Annotated in this window: 17 protein-coding genes; all 17 read left to right on the top strand. The window is 59.7% G+C overall.

Annotated elements, in window-relative coordinates; genetic code table 11:
• Nucleotide 1 precedes the first annotated feature (1 nt).
• Nucleotides 2–736, top strand: a complete 735-nt coding sequence (gene flgF / locus MUU54_RS18945; protein WP_247245571.1) for a flagellar basal-body rod protein FlgF — start codon at nt 2–4, stop codon at nt 734–736.
• Between the two features lie 13 nt (nt 737–749).
• Nucleotides 750–2,153, top strand: coding sequence for a flagellar protein export ATPase FliI (gene fliI / locus MUU54_RS18940; protein WP_247245570.1), 1,404 nt, complete (start codon nt 750–752; stop codon nt 2,151–2,153).
• Nucleotides 2,154–2,155: 2 nt separating this feature from the next.
• Nucleotides 2,156–2,728 carry a flagellar protein gene (locus tag MUU54_RS18935; protein WP_247245569.1) on the top strand — a complete coding sequence of 191 codons (573 nt, stop codon included), beginning with the start codon at nt 2,156–2,158 and terminating at the stop codon, nt 2,726–2,728.
• Nucleotides 2,729–2,779: 51 nt separating this feature from the next.
• Nucleotides 2,780–3,166: a flagellar basal body rod protein FlgB gene (flgB, locus tag MUU54_RS18930; protein WP_247245568.1), complete on the top strand. Its 387-nt coding sequence runs from the start codon at nt 2,780–2,782 to the stop codon at nt 3,164–3,166.
• Nucleotides 3,167–3,170: 4 nt separating this feature from the next.
• Nucleotides 3,171–3,590, top strand: a complete 420-nt coding sequence (gene flgC, locus MUU54_RS18925; protein ID WP_247245567.1) for a flagellar basal body rod protein FlgC — start codon at nt 3,171–3,173, stop codon at nt 3,588–3,590.
• Nucleotides 3,587–3,913 (top strand): flagellar hook-basal body complex protein FliE, encoded by a 327-nt coding sequence (gene fliE / locus MUU54_RS18920; protein ID WP_247245566.1) that lies wholly within the window; start codon nt 3,587–3,589, stop codon nt 3,911–3,913. Before flgC ends, fliE begins: the two co-directional genes overlap by 4 nt.
• A gap of 18 nt (nt 3,914–3,931) precedes the next feature.
• On the top strand, nt 3,932–4,720 hold the full coding sequence (gene flgG, locus MUU54_RS18915; RefSeq protein ID WP_247245565.1) for a flagellar basal-body rod protein FlgG: 789 nt from the start codon (nt 3,932–3,934) through the stop codon (nt 4,718–4,720).
• Nucleotides 4,721–4,736: 16 nt separating this feature from the next.
• On the top strand, nt 4,737–5,219 hold the full coding sequence (gene flgA, locus MUU54_RS18910) for a flagellar basal body P-ring formation chaperone FlgA (protein ID WP_247245564.1): 483 nt from the start codon (nt 4,737–4,739) through the stop codon (nt 5,217–5,219).
• Entirely contained in the window at nt 5,216–6,340 is a 1,125-nt protein-coding gene (locus tag MUU54_RS18905) for a flagellar basal body P-ring protein FlgI (RefSeq protein WP_247245563.1), read from the top strand. The genes flgA and MUU54_RS18905 overlap by 4 nt, the downstream gene beginning before the upstream one ends.
• Nucleotides 6,337–6,879 carry a MotE family protein gene (locus MUU54_RS18900; protein WP_247245562.1) on the top strand — a complete coding sequence of 181 codons (543 nt, stop codon included), beginning with the start codon at nt 6,337–6,339 and terminating at the stop codon, nt 6,877–6,879. Before MUU54_RS18905 ends, MUU54_RS18900 begins: the two co-directional genes overlap by 4 nt.
• Nucleotides 6,876–7,595 carry a flagellar basal body L-ring protein FlgH gene (gene flgH / locus MUU54_RS18895; protein WP_247245561.1) on the top strand — a complete coding sequence of 240 codons (720 nt, stop codon included), beginning with the start codon at nt 6,876–6,878 and terminating at the stop codon, nt 7,593–7,595. Before MUU54_RS18900 ends, flgH begins: the two co-directional genes overlap by 4 nt.
• Before the next feature lie 30 nt (nt 7,596–7,625).
• The gene (locus MUU54_RS18890; RefSeq protein WP_247245560.1) at nt 7,626–8,129 is read left to right on the top strand and encodes a flagellar basal body-associated FliL family protein; all 504 of its coding nucleotides are present in this window, start codon (nt 7,626–7,628) and stop codon (nt 8,127–8,129) included.
• A 108-nt stretch (nt 8,130–8,237) separates the two neighbouring features.
• Nucleotides 8,238–8,975: a flagellar type III secretion system pore protein FliP gene (gene fliP / locus MUU54_RS18885; RefSeq protein ID WP_247245559.1), complete on the top strand. Its 738-nt coding sequence runs from the start codon at nt 8,238–8,240 to the stop codon at nt 8,973–8,975.
• A gap of 236 nt (nt 8,976–9,211) precedes the next feature.
• The gene (locus MUU54_RS18880) at nt 9,212–10,387 is read left to right on the top strand and encodes a flagellin N-terminal helical domain-containing protein (RefSeq protein WP_247245558.1); all 1,176 of its coding nucleotides are present in this window, start codon (nt 9,212–9,214) and stop codon (nt 10,385–10,387) included.
• A 309-nt stretch (nt 10,388–10,696) separates the two neighbouring features.
• A complete protein-coding gene (locus MUU54_RS18875) occupies nt 10,697–11,872 on the top strand; it encodes a flagellin N-terminal helical domain-containing protein (RefSeq protein ID WP_247245557.1) in 1,176 nt (391 codons plus the stop codon).
• Nucleotides 11,873–12,099: 227 nt separating this feature from the next.
• Complete coding sequence (locus MUU54_RS18870; protein ID WP_247245556.1) at nt 12,100–13,311, top strand: flagellin N-terminal helical domain-containing protein; 1,212 nt, start codon at nt 12,100–12,102, stop codon at nt 13,309–13,311.
• A gap of 297 nt (nt 13,312–13,608) precedes the next feature.
• Nucleotides 13,609–14,889 carry a flagellin N-terminal helical domain-containing protein gene (locus MUU54_RS18865; protein ID WP_247245555.1) on the top strand — a complete coding sequence of 427 codons (1,281 nt, stop codon included), beginning with the start codon at nt 13,609–13,611 and terminating at the stop codon, nt 14,887–14,889.
• The last annotated feature ends 47 nt before the right edge of the window (nt 14,890–14,936 follow it).

Raw genomic sequence — 14,936 nt, 5'->3', positions numbered from 1 at the left:
TATGCAGTCCGGACTTTATGTCGGTATCTCCTCGCAGATCGCGCTCGAACGGCGCCTGAACACCATCGCCGACAACATGGCGAATATGAACACGGTGGGCTTCCGTGCGACCGAGGTTAAGTTCGATGAGGTGATGAGCAACACGCGCAACGACCTCAATGCAAAGGTCGCTTTCGTGACGCAGGGCAACGATTACCTTTCCACGCGTAACGGGCAGCTGCAGAATACCGACAACGCGCTCGACTTTGCCATCAAGGGTGATGCCTGGTTTGCGATCGACACGCCGGCCGGCCAGGTACTGACCCGGGATGGCCGCTTCACCATGCTCGAAACGGGACAGCTCGTCTCGATAATGGGTCACCCTGTGCTGGATGCAGGCGGAGCGCCGATACAACTCAACCGCGCCGGCGGACCTCCGACAGTCGGCGCCGACGGACGCATCATGCAGGGCGGCCAGCCTGTTGGGACGATCGGCCTGTTTACGGCCGACCTGAGCAAGGGCTTCATCCGCGCCGACAACAGCGGCGTCATTCCCACGGACAACCCGCAACCGGTGGTCGATAATTTCGATGTTGCAGTGATGCAGGGCTATATCGAGGGATCCAACGTCAGCGGTATCAGCGAGATGACACAGCTGATTCAGGTCAACCGCGCCTTCGAGGGTATCTCGTCGCTGATGCGCGACACGGAAGCGAGTTTCGACGAAGCGATCAAGACGCTTGGCAGCGGGCGCTAAGGGCTGAGATCGGATGCTGGAACAGGCAGCCATTTTGCAAGCGGTATCGGGCGGCAAGCTCGCCCAGCTTGCCGATATCACCGAGCGTTATGCCGATCCGGCATTCTCCGTGGCGCATGGCGGAAAGGTAAGAACTATAGCTGCCGGCCATTACACGGTGGCGGGCCTGTCGAAGCACGTGCGGCTTGGCGAGTTCGTCGCGCACCGCAGTGCCACCGGCATCCATCTCGGGGAAGTCGTGCGTGTCGAGCCCGATGCTGTCTTCGTTTGCCCGATCGAGCCGGGCGAACCGATCGGGATCGGTGACACCGTCATTCGCAAGGGCGCCTTCCGGGTTGCGCCGCACGACAGCTGGTGTGGGCGGACAATCAATGCGCTGGGCGAGCCGATCGATGGGCGAGGGCCGCTCATGACCGGCCGCGTCAGACGCTCGATCGCCAACGCTGCGCCACCATCGATGACGCGAAGCCGCGTCGAGACAGGCTTCAAGACCGGTGTGCGGGCGGTCGATATCTTTTCCCCCCTCTGCCTCGGCCAGCGCCTTGGCGTCTTTGCCGGCTCGGGCGTCGGCAAGTCCACATTGCTTTCAATGTTTGCCAGGGCGGGCGCCTTCGACAAGGTAGTCATAGCGCTTGTCGGCGAACGTGGCCGCGAGGTGCGGGAGTTCATCGAGGACACGCTCGGCGACAACATGGCGAAGTCGATCGCCGTGGTCGCGACCAGTGACGAAAGCCCGATGCTGCGCAAGATGGCACCGCTTGTGGCGATCACGATCGCAGAGCACTTCCGCGACCAAGGCGACAACGTCCTGTTCATCGCAGACAGCATCACACGCTTTGCCCACGCTATCCGCGAAGTGGCGGTTGCCTCTGGCGAGCCGCCCATCGCGCGTGGCTATCCGGCCTCCGTCTTCACCGAATTGCCGAGGCTTCTTGAAAGAGCAGGGCCAGGCGCCGAGGGTGCCGGAACCGTTACCGCAATTATCTCCATTCTCGTGGACGGCGACAATCATAACGACCCAATTGCCGATTCCACCCGAGGGATCCTTGATGGCCACCTGGTTCTCGACCGAAGTCTGGCGGAGGAGGGGCGCTATCCGCCAATCAATCCCCTGGCCTCGATCTCGCGTCTTGCCCGAAAGGCATGGACGGAGGATCAGGAAAAGCTCGTCTCGCGGCTGAAGGCGCTGATCCACCGCTACGAGGAGACGCGCGATCTGCGCCTCATAGGCGGCTATCGCGCCGGTACGGATCCGGATCTCGATATGGCGATCAAGCAGGTGCCGGTGATCTACGAGGTTCTCAAACAATCGCCGGGTGAGCAGCCCTCTGCGGATGCCTATGCGGATCTGGCGACTGCGCTTCGCAACGCCGCCAACCAAGCGCCGCCTGCGCTAATTAATAGGCCAAGAGGATGAAGATGCTTCAGCAAAGCGCAGACCGGCGCAACGACCTGCACACAAACAGCAAGGAAACCGGTAGGCTTGGCGATCGCGTGCTGACGGCATCCGGCATCATCCTCGCCGCGGCCTCCGCGTTCTTTCCCTGGTACGTGTTCCTGAACCAGGACAAGTTCGGCATCAAGACCGAAAGCTTTGGGCATACACGCGATTTGCCTCCGCTGCCAGGCCGCAACGTTATGGGCGTGTCACCCCTTGCCATGACCGACAATAGCGAAGACGAGGAGACGCCGGCGCCGCTGGAAAAGACCGATAACCTTACGACAGCGACCGTCTCCTCTCTCGGAAAGGAGAAGAGCGGAAGCAATGCTCTTCCTGACCAACCCTTCCCTGGGAAGTCGAGCTTCCGCTTGCTCCACGTGGCCAACGGCCGTGCTCTGATCGAGGACGGCGCGGGAATGTACATGGTGCGTATCGGTTCCATCCTGCCTGACAACAGCAAGCTTGCCACCATCGAGCAGCGAGAAGGCAAGTGGGTGATCGTCACAACCGCCGGCGAAGTCTACGACGAGGGATCTGCCGCCCGTCCGTAAGTCCCACGCAAGATTACCCGCATAGTCTCCAGACAAACGATGGAGAAACCTATGCAACCGATCCAACTGTTTGCGCTCGCGTCTCGGCAGGCTGAATGGCTTTCGGTCCGCCAGGAAGTCGTGGCCACCAACATCGCCAACGCCAACACGCCGAAGTACCGGGCTCAGGACGTCTCACCTTTCGACGCCGTTCTCGATGAGACCCAGGTTCGTATGGCGCGGACCCATCCGGGCCATCTCGCCGAAAGTCAGTTCAGCCAGGACATTGCGGTCAAGGAGACCGAGGTCAACGACGAGATCGGCATCCAGGAGTCCGGCAACACGGTCGCGCTGGCCGAGGAGCTCACCAAGACGGGTGAGATCAAGAAACAGTACGAGCTCAGCACGAGCCTCGTGAAGTCCTTTCATAGCATGATGCTCATGACGGTAAGAAGGTAAAGCAATGGATCCGCTTTCAGCCGCTTCCAAGATCGCAGGCTCCGGCCTCGAAGCACAGGCGACACGCCTGCGCATTGTCTCTGAAAACATCGCCAACGCCCGTTCCACCGGCGACACGCCTGGTGCCGACCCTTATCGTCGCAAGACGATCACGTTCGGCGCAGAGCTCGACCGCACTGCCGGCGTCGATCTGGTCAAGGTGCAGAAGCTCGGCACCGATGAATCGGACTTCGTCGAAGAATACGACCCGAACCATCCGGCGGCAGACGAGCGCGGCATGGTGAAGCTGCCGAACGTCAACATGCTGATCGAAATGGCGGACATGCGCGAAGCCAACCGCACCTATGACGCCAATCTGCAGACCATCAAACAGACACGCGAGCTCGTCGCCGCGACAATCGACCTTCTGAAGAGCGGACAATGATCGACAACATCACCAAGGTAAGCTCCCTGTCGTCCTCACGGGGACTGGAATCTCTCGTCGAAAGCGACGCGACTACGCAAGGCGTGGCACCCGGAGAGAATGCCGGCATGAACTTCGCCAGCGTGCTGGGAAGCGTTGCCACCGAATCCATGAACAGCCTCAAGTTCGCCGAAACCAAATCGTTCGAGGCGATCCAGGGGAAGGCGAACACGCGTGAAGTCGTAGATGCCGTCTTGCAGGCGCAGCAGTCGCTGAACACGGCAATCGCGCTACGCGACAAGATCGTGAACGCCTACCTCGAAGTCACCAAGATGTCGATCTAACGGACCGGAGATAAAGACATGAGAGCGCTTGCCGTCGCCGCGACGGGCATGGATGCCCAGCAGACCAATCTCGAGGTCATCGCCAACAACATCGCCAACATCAACACGACGGGCTACAAGCGTGCCCGCGCCGAATTCTCCGATCTTCTCTACCAGACGGAGCGGGCGCAGGGTGTTGCGAACCGCGCCAACCAGGCGATCGTGCCGGAAGGTGCCAATATCGGTCTCGGCGTGCAGACGGCGGCTGTGCGTAACATTCACACGCAAGGCGAGCTGACACACACTGAAAACAGCCTGGACCTGGCGCTTATCGGTCGCGGCTGGTTTCAGATCGAGGCGCCCGATGGCACGACCATGTACACCCGCGCCGGCGCGTTCAACACCAATGCCGAAGGCCAGTTGGTCACAATCGACGGCTATACCGTCGTGCCAAATATCGTTTTTCCGCCGGATGTCAGCGAAACCGTGATCAGCCGCACGGGACAGGTCAGCGTGCGCGTCGGCAACGAGACAGAATTCCAGGAGATCGGTCAGCTGACCGTTGCGAACTTCGTTAACGAAGCCGGGTTGCAGCCGCTCGGCGACAACCTGTTCGCCCAAACCCCTGCGTCAGGTGAGCCAATCGTCGCCGTGCCGGAAGATCCGGGCTTCGGCTACGTTAAGCAGGGCTACCTAGAAGCCTCCAACGTCGACGCCGTTAAGGAAATCACCGATCTCATTTCCGCACAGCGTGCCTACGAAATGAATTCCAAGGTTATTACCACCGCAGACGAAATGGCTTCCATCGTCAGCAAGAACCTGAAGTAACCAGCAGGAGGCAGACATGATGTTTCGCCGGATCAAGACGATTGCAGGCGGAGGTGCCGCAGCCGTTCTCGCAGCGGCTGGGATGGCGCTCGCGGCGCCAGCCGTCGCCGACATGGGCACAGCGGTCATTCCGAAGCAGATCATCTATCCCGGCGAAGAAATTTCTGCCGGCGTGGTTGAAGAAGTCGACGTCACCAATCCCAAGCTCGCCGGAGAATATGCGCGCTCGGTCGGAGAAGTGACCGGTATGATCAGCACCAGAACACTGCTGCCCGGCCGCACCATCCTGCTCTCGGCGCTGAGAGCGCCTTATGCCGTCAAACGCGGCTCGGCGGTCAGGCTCGCCTTCAGCATGGGCAACATGACGATCTCGGCGGCGGGAACGCCCCTTCAGGACGCTTCCGTGGGGGATGTCATCCGCGTCCGCAACACCGATACGGGCGTCATCGTGAGCGGGACGGTGATGGCGGATGGAACGGTACAGGTGATGGCGCGATGAAATCCCTCCATCTCATAGCTGCACTCGCCGCCGCAGCATTCAGCGTCCTCGCTCTTGGCAGCCTTCCCGCCAAGGCCGATGCGGCGCGGATCAAGGACATCGCATCGCTGCAGGCGGGCCGCGACAACCAGCTTATCGGTTACGGCCTTGTTGTCGGCCTTCAGGGCACGGGCGACAGTCTTCGCAGCTCGCCATTCACCGACCAGTCGATGCGGGCCATGCTTCAGAACCTCGGGATCTCAACACAGGGCGGCCAGTCGAACGCGAAGAACCTCGCGGCGGTCATGGTGACCGCCAATCTCCCGCCCTTCGCGAGCCCCGGCAGCCGGATCGATGTCACTGTCAGCTCCCTCGGCGACGCCACCTCGCTTCGTGGCGGGACACTCGTCATGACCTCACTGACCGGCGCCGACGGCCAGATCTACGCCGTCGCCCAGGGAGCCGTGATCGTATCCGGCTTCTCCGCCCAGGGAGATGCGGCAACGCTGAATGAGGGCGTGACGACCGCCGGCCGGGTCCCGAACGGCGCTATCATCGAGCGCGAACTGCCCTCGCACTTCAAAGACGCGGTGAACCTCGTCCTGCAGCTGCGCAATCCCGACTTCTCCACTGCGGTTCGCATGGCGGATGCCGTCAATGCCTTTGCCGGCCGCCGCTACGGCGGGCCGATTGCGGAAGCCCGCGATTCGCAGGAGGTGGTGATCCTGAAACCGAAGGTGACCGACCTGACACGACTGATGGCCGAGGTCGAGAACCTGATTGTCGAGACGGATACACCTGCCAAGGTGGTGATCAACGAGCGAACCGGAACCATCGTCATCGGCGCAGACGTGCGCGTCTCCCGCGTGGCCGTCAGCTACGGCACTCTAACCGTGCAGGTGACGGAGACCCCGCAGGTCGTTCAGCCCGAACCCTTCTCCCGTGGTGTGACGGCGGTGGAACCGCAAACCGACATCATGGCAATGAAGGAAGGTGGCCCGGTCGCGATCCTCGAGGGGCCGAATCTCCGCACCCTCGTCGCCGGGCTCAACAATATCGGCGTTAAGCCTGACGGCATAATCGCCATTCTCCAGGGCATCAAGTCGGCCGGCGCCCTGCAAGCGGAGCTCGTGCTGCAATGACTGAAGCATCGACCATCTTCAGGATTTCCCTCTCGAAAAGCCTGATCCGGAGGCTGCTCGCGCTAGGTGCAATCGTCCTGCTGGTTCCGCAAGTCAGCGCTCAAGAGCCGGCGACCGCTTCGGCGACTTCTTCTGAGAGCGAGATCCAGCAGTTCTGCACCAATATCGCGGATGCCGCACGGGATCAGCGCTACCTGCTGCAGAAGCAGGAACTGGAAAAGCTGCAGGCGGACGTGGATGAGCGTATCGCGGTGCTCGAGGGCCGCAAGGCCGAGTACCAGGATTGGCTGCAGCGCCGCAACGACTTCCTTGTCCGGGCCGAAGCGGGATTGGTCGAGATCTTCAAGACGATGAAGGCAGATGCTGCAGCGCCGCAACTGGAAGAGATGAACATGGAAGTCGCTGCGGCGATCATCATGAAGCTGCCTGCCCGGCAATCGGGTCTTGTACTTAGCGAAATGGACCCACAGAAGGCCGGTATGATCGCGACGATCATATCCAGCGCTTCCGATCCCAATACCTCGAAAGAACCCTCATGACGAAGCGCTTCTCAGCTCTCGCAGCTGTACTCCTCCTGACCGGGTGCCAGAGCCAGACGATTAAGGAAATTGGCAACGCGCCGTCCATGAGCCCGATTGGCAGCGGCCTGCAATATGCCCAGGCGCCCCAGATGGCATCCTACCCGAAACAGCCGCGTCAGCTGTCCAACGGCTATTCGCTGTGGAGCGATTCCCAGGCGGCGCTTTTCAAGGACGCGCGGGCGCTCAACGTTGGCGACATCCTCACCGTCGATATCCAGATCAACGACCGCGCCTCTTTCGATAACGAGACCGAACGCAGCCGGACCAACGGCACGAACCTTCAGTGGGGCGCGCAGGTTTCGAACTTCCTGGGCTTCAGCACCGACACTGGAACGACCGGCGACCTCGGAACCGACTCCAGTTCGGATTCCAAGGGCAAGGGCTCGACAGAACGGTCCGAGAGACTGAAGCTGCTCGTCGCTGCGGTGGTGACCGGCATCCTCGAAAACGGCAACCTGCTGATCAGCGGTTCGCAGGAAGTCCGCGTCAACCACGAGATCCGCATTCTTAACGTCGCTGGTATCGTGCGGCCGCAGGATGTGGATGCCTCCAACATCATCTCCTACGAACGCATCGCCGAGGCGCGAATCTCCTACGGCGGACGCGGTCGGCTGATGGAAGTACAGCAACCACCGATCGGACAGCAGGTCGTTGACCTCTACTCCCCCTTCTGATTGGACCGACTCTCGGACAGGACAACGGCTATGGACGAAACCCAGGGCACGGAAGGCGGCAAGAAGAAGTCGCCGTTGATGCTGATTGTCGGCGTCGCCGCTCTGACATCAATCGGCGGCGGCGGTGGCTGGTTCCTCGGCAACATGATCGCACCCGCCGCGCCGACCGATGAGCATGCCGCGACGCAAGGCGGGGCAGGCGCGCATGGCGAAGGTAAGGAAGAAGGCATCCCGAAGATCGCGACCGAGGCGAACGGCGTCGTTCTTCTTGACCCAGTAACCACCAATCTTGCCTATCCTTCCGACAACTGGATCCGTCTTGAAGTCGCACTTGCCTTCAAGGGGCCGCCGGAGCTTCCGCTCGCCGAAGAGATCCATCAGGATATTCTCGCCTATATGCGAACTGTGTCCCTGCAGCAGATCGAGGGGCCGCGCGGGTTCCAGTATCTCCGCGACGACATTCAGGAGCGCGTGGATCTGCGATCGCAAGGAAAGGTCTCCAAGGTGCTGTTCCGGACCATGGTGATCGAATAGTTGCCCCGCCCGCCGCCCTCCGATAACGGGGGATGGTTGGCGAACCCGTGTTGACCGGCCAGGGCAAGGGTGAGACGGAAGGTTGATGTCCAGAACCTTCGTGTCCGCATGATTCGGCTGATCTTCCTTTTCCTCGCGCTCTTCTCGCTTCCAGAACTCGCGTTTGCGCAGCAGTCGCCGGCTGATCTTCTGAACATACCCGTAGATGGGTCTGCAGCCGCTTGGATCATCCGCACATTTGGCCTTCTGACGGTTCTCTCGGTCGCTCCGGGGATCCTGATCATGGTGACGAGCTTTCCCCGCTTCGTGATCGCCTTCTCCATCCTCCGGTCTGGCATGGGACTTGGCACGGCACCGTCGAACCTCGTGCTGATTTCGATGGCGCTGTTTATGACCTTCTACGTGATGGCGCCGACCTTTGATCGGGCCTGGAACGAAGGCATACAGCCGCTGCTGGAGAACCAGATCGAGGAGGCGGAGGCGGTGCAGCGGATCGCCGAACCATTCCGTGCCTTCATGAGCGTCAACACGCGCGACAAGGACCTTGCCCTCTTCGTTGACCTTGCACGCGAGCGCAACCAAAGTGTCGGCACGCCCGAAGCGATCGACTACAGGGTCCTCATCCCGGCTTTCATGTTATCGGAGATCCGGCGTGGCTTCGAGATCGGCTTCCTGATCATCCTACCATTCCTCGTCATCGATATGATCGTCGCCGCCATCACCATGGCCATGGGCATGATGATGCTGCCGCCGACATCGATCTCGCTCCCGTTCAAGATCCTCTTCTTCGTCCTGATCGACGGCTGGAACCTGCTTGTCGGCAGCTTGGTGCGCTCGTTCAGCTGAGCGCTGAGGTCGTGGCCCCATAAGTAGTTCATTTACCATAGCGTGAGCGGTAACCTACGGCTGGGCCTGATTTAAAGAAGTTGGCAAGAATTGGCGTGCGAATTTCCTCCCACACGACGGGTTTGGTAGCCAAGATGCGGCACCGAGTGGCATGAAGCCGAGCTGTACGTGACCGGAAGGGAAACTAGACCGGTATGTCCCCCACCTAGTATTTTTGTCAAAGGGACAAGCAAGTTATGACGAGCATTCTGACGAACACCAGCGCAATGGCTGCGCTCTCGACTCTCCGCTCAATTTCGTCCAACATGGAAGACACCCAGTCCCGCATTTCTTCGGGGCTGCGCGTCGGGGCCGCGTCAGACAACGCCGCCTACTGGTCAATCGCAACGACCATGCGTTCTGACAACATGGCTCTCTCGGCTGTTTCGGACGCTCTCGGTCTCGGTGCTGCCAAAGTTGACACTGCTTATGCCGGTATGGAATCGGCCATCGAAGTCGTCAAGGAAATCAAGGCCAAGCTAGTTGCCGCCACCGAAGACGGCGTAGACAAGACCAAGATCCAGGAAGAAATCAACCAGTTGAAGGAACAGCTGACGGCGATCTCTTCCGCGGCATCCTTCTCTGGCGAGAACTGGCTGCAGGCTGATCTCACCGCCGGCGGTGCAGCTTTGCAGAAGAACGTTGTTGCCTCCTTCGTTCGTGACGATCAGGGCAACGTGTCAGTCAAGAAGGTTGATTACACCCTCGACTCCACGAACGTCCTGTTCGACACTGGAGGCAACACCGGTATCCTGGACAAGACCTACAACGTTTCGCAGGCCAGCGTCACGCTGAAGGTCAACATGAACGGCACCGACACCGAGTTCACGGTAGGTGCATACTCGGTCGACGACCTGATCGCCGACGGTGCTACGTTTAATGGCGACTACGCCAACTCCACGGGCGCCCTCGCCGGCGACTACGTCAAGGTCAACGGTAGCTGGGTTGCTGCAACCGACGTCGGCACCACGGGCCAGGAAGTGGTCTATGATGACGGCACGACAAAGTGGGGCGTAGACACCACCGCGGTTCCGGCCACGGCTGTTGCCACGCAGTCGGTTGCGACGCTCGACCTGGCCTCCCTGACCAATGCTCAGCTTGACGTGATGATCTCCGCTGTTGATGCGGCCCTGAGCGATATGACGAGCGCTGCCGCCGACCTGGGCTCGATTGGCATGCGCATCGACATGCAGGGCGAATTCGTCAAGAAGTTGAGCGAATCGATCGACGCGGGTATCGGCCGCCTTGTCGATGCCGACATGAACGAAGAGTCGACCCGCCTCAAGGCTCTGCAGACGCAGCAGCAGCTGGCAATTCAGGCTCTGTCGATCGCTAACTCCGACTCGCAGAGCGTGCTGTCGCTCTTCCGTTAATCCGATACAATTGCCAACTCGTCAGAGTTAGTACGTTCAGCCGCACCTGGAGACGGGTGCGGCTTTATCTTTTTTTAAGCATGTTCTGGCACGCGCGCACACGCGAAAGGCGAAAGATAAAACCTGAGGCTGCGGCGATCTGCGGGCAGCGTTTAGTTCTTCATTAACCAAACAGGTGTTAGCTAGGTTCATCGAGAGAGCGAGTTGACCTTAATTATCAAGAGGTTGGCAAGCATGACGCTGCGCGCCCTCTCCCGGTGAAGTCCGGAATGTCCCTTCACGTATCAGCCACTCAAGGGGCACTCACAAATGACTAGCATTCTCACAAACGTCGCAGCTATGGCTGCGCTCTCCACCCTGCGCGGCATTTCTTCCGGCATGGAAGAAACACAGGCCCGCGTGTCCTCTGGTCTTCGCGTCGGCGAAGCGGCAGACAACGCTGCATATTGGTCGATCGCAACGACCATGCGCTCGGACAACATGGCTCTTTCAGCTGTTTCGGACGCTCTCGGACTCGGCGCTGCCAAGGTTGATACCGCATATGCCGGTATGGAATCGGCCATCGAAGTCGTCAAGGAAATCAAGGCCAAGCTAGTTGCCGCCACCGAGGACGGCGTCGACCGCGCGAAGATTCAGGAAGAACTCGACCAGCTGAAGGATCAGCTGACTTCCATCGCTTCGGCTGCTTCCTTCTCTGGCGAGAACTGGCTGCAGGCTGATCTCACCGCCGGCGGTGCAGCTCTGCAAAAGTCCGTCGTCGCCTCCTTCGTTCGCGACGACGAAGGCAACGTCTCGGTCAAGAAGGTGAACTACCAGCTCGCCGCCACGAACGTTCTGTTCGACACCGGAGGCAACACTGGCATCCTCGACAAGACCTACAACGTTTCGCAGGCAAGCGCCACACTGACTGTCAACATGAACGGCACCGACACCGAGTTCACGGTAGGTGCATACTCGGTCGACGACCTGATCGCCGACGGTGCTACGTTTAATGGCGACTACGCCAACTCCACGGGTGCTCTCGCCGGCGACTATGTCAAGGTCAATGGTAGCTGGGTTGCTGCAGTCGACGTCGGCACCACCGGCCAGGAAGTCGTCTATGACGATGGCACGACCAAGTGGGGCGTAGACACCACCGCGGTTCCGGCCACGGCTGTTGCCACGCAGTCGGTTGCGACGCTCGACTTGGCCACGCTAACCAATGCCCAGCTTGACGTGATGATCTCCGCGGTTGATGCAGCTCTCACCGACATGACAAGTGCTGCCGCCGACCTTGGTTCGATCGGCATGCGCATCGAGATGCAGGAAGAGTTCGTCAAGAAGCTGAGCGAGTCAATCGACTCCGGTATCGGCCGCCTTGTCGATGCTGACATGAACGAAGAGTCGACCCGCCTCAAGGCTCTGCAGACGCAGCAGCAGCTGGCAATCCAGTCGCTCTCGATCGCCAACTCGGCTTCGGAAGTTATCCTCACGCTGTTCCGTTAATCGCGAAAAAGAACAAGAAGTTAAGGCCGCCCTCAAGGCGGCCTTTTCGTGTTTAGTCAAGCTTTGCGAATTCCGTTTAAAGTTTGTTAACCAAGTGCGGCTTAACTGCGCTCATCGTAACGATGGGTTAACCAAGACGAAGAAGCGGTTAACGGCATCAGGCCACACCATCGTTCCCGGCGCTTCCGGGATGTCCCTCATCTAGCCAATACAGGGGCAACTACACAATGACGAGCATTCTGACCAACATCGCAGCCATGGCTGCACTTCAGACTCTCCGTTCGATCGACGCGAAGATGGAAGAGACCCAAGCGCGTGTTTCCTCCGGCCTTCGTGTCGGGACCGCGTCCGACAACGCTGCATACTGGTCAATAGCTACCACCATGCGTTCCGACAATATGGCTCTTTCGGCGGTTCAGGATGCACTGGGTCTCGGTGCTGCCAAGGTCGATACCGCGTATGCAGCAATGGAAACCGTGGTCGAGGTCATGAAGGAGATCAAGGCGAAGGTCGTCGCCGCCACGGAAGAGGGCGTCGATCGCAGCAAGATTCAGGAGGAAATCGAACAGCTGAAGGATCAGCTGACCTCGATCGCTTCGGCGGCCTCCTTCTCCGGTGAGAACTGGCTGCAGGCGGATCTGACGGCCGGCGGTGCAGCTCTCCAGAAGAACGTCGTCGCCTCCTTCGTTCGTGACGAGACGGGAGCCGTCTCGGTCCAAAAGGTAAACTACACACTTTCGGCCGCCAATGTTCTCTTCGACACGGGAGGAAACACCGGCATTCTGGACAAGCAGTTCAACGTCTCGCAGTCGGCGGTCACTCTCCAGGTAAACATCAACGGCACGGTTTCAGAGCATACGGTAGGCGTCTACTCGATCGACGGACTGATCGGAGCGGGAGCCGTCTTCGATGGGAATTCCGCAAACGTGACAGGCTACACAGTTCCCGCAGGCGGCATCGACTACAACGGTAACTACGTCAAGGTAGATGGTTACTGGGTACGCGCAGTCGATGTGGGTACCACAGGTCAGGAAGTTATCTATGATGACGGCACGAACAAATGGGGTGTTGATACGGGTCTGACCGGCGCACCGCAGACTAATATTGTGGCACCGCAATCGATCGATCTGCTCAACATCACCACCCTGACCAACGCTGAGCTGGACATCATGGTTCAAGCCGTTGATGTCGCGCTCGAGGCGGCAATCAGCGTCAGTGCAGATCTCGGCTCCATCGCCATGCGCATAGAAATGCAGGAAGAGTTCATCGCAGCTCTCACCGACTCCATCGACTCCGGCATCGGTCGTCTGGTTGATGCCGACATGAACGAGGAGTCGACCCGCCTCAAGGCCCTGCAGACCCAGCAGCAGCTGGCGATCCAGTCGCTCTCCATCGCCAACACCGCTTCCGAAAACATCCTGACCCTCTTCCGCCAGTAAGCGGAGCCCGGCTAGGGGCATCTTCGTCCCGCCCTGCGGATTGAGGATCATGATGGAAGACCGCGCTCCACCCGGGGCGCGGTTTTTGCGTTCGCTGAACTTAGTTAGAAACGTCCCCTGACGCTGAAGCATGCGCCCCTATCGCCTGCTCGGCGCAAGCCTCGGCTGCTAATGCCTGTTTACAATCCGTTAACGAACGGCAGACTGCCTCCCATGATGGGAGCATAAGGCGGCCCAGCATCACGCTTTTTGCCAGCCTCATTCGAGGCAGTTCGCATTCTGCAGGGGCAAAAAGCAATGACCAGCATTCTTACCAACGTCGCAGCCATGGCGGCCCTCCAGACACTCCGGTCGATCGATCGCGACATGGAAACGACGCAGGCGCGGGTTTCTTCCGGTCTTCGCGTCGAGACCGCTGAGGACAATGCAGCCTACTGGTCCATCGCAACGACGATGCGATCAGACAACAGCACGCTCTCGACAGTGCAGGACGCGCTTGGCCTCGGTGCTGCCAAGGTGGACACCGCCTACGAAGCCATGGAAAGTGCCATCGCTACGGTCCAGGAGATCAAAAGCAAGATCGTAGCCGCTTACGGTGTCGGTGTGGACCGCGCGAAAATTCAGGAAGAGATCACGCAGCTTCAGGAGCAACTGCGCAGCATCTCGGAATCCGCGAGCTTCTCCGGCGAGAATTGGATCCAGGGGAAGATCAGTGACGGGAATTCCCCCGCCACGCTCATGGCTCAGGTCAAGGAAGTGGTGTCCGCCTTCACACGTGGCCCTTCCGGCGAGGTTGCCGTCACGACCGTAGACTACGTCATGGACTCTTCCACCGTCCTTTTTGATACCAGCGGCGGCAAGCTTGGGATCCTCGATCAGGATCTGACCTATCTTGGACCCAGCGAGACAGTGGTTACCGCAACCATCGACGATGGGACGACGGTAACGCCGACAGAGTATCCCGTACCCTTCCTAACCGACAAGCAGATAGCCGACCTTGGAGTGGCAGATGCCGATCCTGCAGCGAATGTGTTCTCGGATGGAACGACGTCCTACATGAGGGTCGCGCCCGACACCTGGGCTGAGCTGACGACTGTTGACCCGGCCGCTCCAGCAACGACCACCGAAGTTCATAACAACGGTACCGATTCCTTCTTCTTTGCCTTCACGCTCGCTGATGATCTTGCATCTAGACGGGTCGGCCCCTCCGTTGTCACCCTGGACATCACCAGGCTGGCTGAGATGGCGGTGACCTTCAATGGCAAGGTTCCTGGTTCGATCACCAAGGATGAAGATGTTCTCGACGTCTTGACCAGCTTCGTTGACCGACAGCTTCTCGCGATGACCAGCGCAGCCTCGAGCCTCGGCTCGATCCAGAGCCGCATTGATCTTCAGGAAAATTTTGTCGCGTCGCTGATCGACGTTATCGATAAGGGCATTGGCCGTCTTGTCGATGCCGAGATGAACGAGGAGTCCACGCGCCTGAAGGCGCTGCAGACGCAGCAGCAGCTCGGTATCCAGTCGCTGTCGATCGCCAATACCAATGCAGAGAACATCCTCACCCTATTCCGTCAGTAAGGACGTACCCTGCTCAACTTGTTAGGGGAGAGGGGCAGATGACGGCT

Origin of the sequence: Pseudorhizobium tarimense (assembly GCF_022968135.1) — a bacterium.
Taxonomy (GTDB): domain Bacteria; phylum Pseudomonadota; class Alphaproteobacteria; order Rhizobiales; family Rhizobiaceae; genus Neorhizobium; species Neorhizobium tarimense.
Note: the sequence above shows the minus strand (reverse complement) of the source record. Positions and strands in the feature narration are given on the sequence as shown.

Coding starts and splice junctions, on each gene's coding strand:
- flgB (WP_247245568.1), top strand. CDS start 2,780: ATGCAACCGATCCAACTGTTTGCGCTCGCGTCTCGGCAGGCTGAATGG.
- MUU54_RS18880 (WP_247245558.1), top strand. CDS start 9,212: ATGACGAGCATTCTGACGAACACCAGCGCAATGGCTGCGCTCTCGACT.
- MUU54_RS18900 (WP_247245562.1), top strand. CDS start 6,337: ATGACTGAAGCATCGACCATCTTCAGGATTTCCCTCTCGAAAAGCCTG.
- fliI (WP_247245570.1), top strand. CDS start 750: ATGCTGGAACAGGCAGCCATTTTGCAAGCGGTATCGGGCGGCAAGCTC.
- flgH (WP_247245561.1), top strand. CDS start 6,876: ATGACGAAGCGCTTCTCAGCTCTCGCAGCTGTACTCCTCCTGACCGGG.
- MUU54_RS18905 (WP_247245563.1), top strand. CDS start 5,216: ATGAAATCCCTCCATCTCATAGCTGCACTCGCCGCCGCAGCATTCAGC.
- flgC (WP_247245567.1), top strand. CDS start 3,171: ATGGATCCGCTTTCAGCCGCTTCCAAGATCGCAGGCTCCGGCCTCGAA.
- MUU54_RS18875 (WP_247245557.1), top strand. CDS start 10,697: ATGACTAGCATTCTCACAAACGTCGCAGCTATGGCTGCGCTCTCCACC.
- MUU54_RS18935 (WP_247245569.1), top strand. CDS start 2,156: ATGCTTCAGCAAAGCGCAGACCGGCGCAACGACCTGCACACAAACAGC.
- fliP (WP_247245559.1), top strand. CDS start 8,238: ATGATTCGGCTGATCTTCCTTTTCCTCGCGCTCTTCTCGCTTCCAGAA.
- MUU54_RS18865 (WP_247245555.1), top strand. CDS start 13,609: ATGACCAGCATTCTTACCAACGTCGCAGCCATGGCGGCCCTCCAGACA.
- flgA (WP_247245564.1), top strand. CDS start 4,737: ATGATGTTTCGCCGGATCAAGACGATTGCAGGCGGAGGTGCCGCAGCC.
- flgF (WP_247245571.1), top strand. CDS start 2: ATGCAGTCCGGACTTTATGTCGGTATCTCCTCGCAGATCGCGCTCGAA.
- MUU54_RS18870 (WP_247245556.1), top strand. CDS start 12,100: ATGACGAGCATTCTGACCAACATCGCAGCCATGGCTGCACTTCAGACT.
- flgG (WP_247245565.1), top strand. CDS start 3,932: ATGAGAGCGCTTGCCGTCGCCGCGACGGGCATGGATGCCCAGCAGACC.
- MUU54_RS18890 (WP_247245560.1), top strand. CDS start 7,626: ATGGACGAAACCCAGGGCACGGAAGGCGGCAAGAAGAAGTCGCCGTTG.
- fliE (WP_247245566.1), top strand. CDS start 3,587: ATGATCGACAACATCACCAAGGTAAGCTCCCTGTCGTCCTCACGGGGA.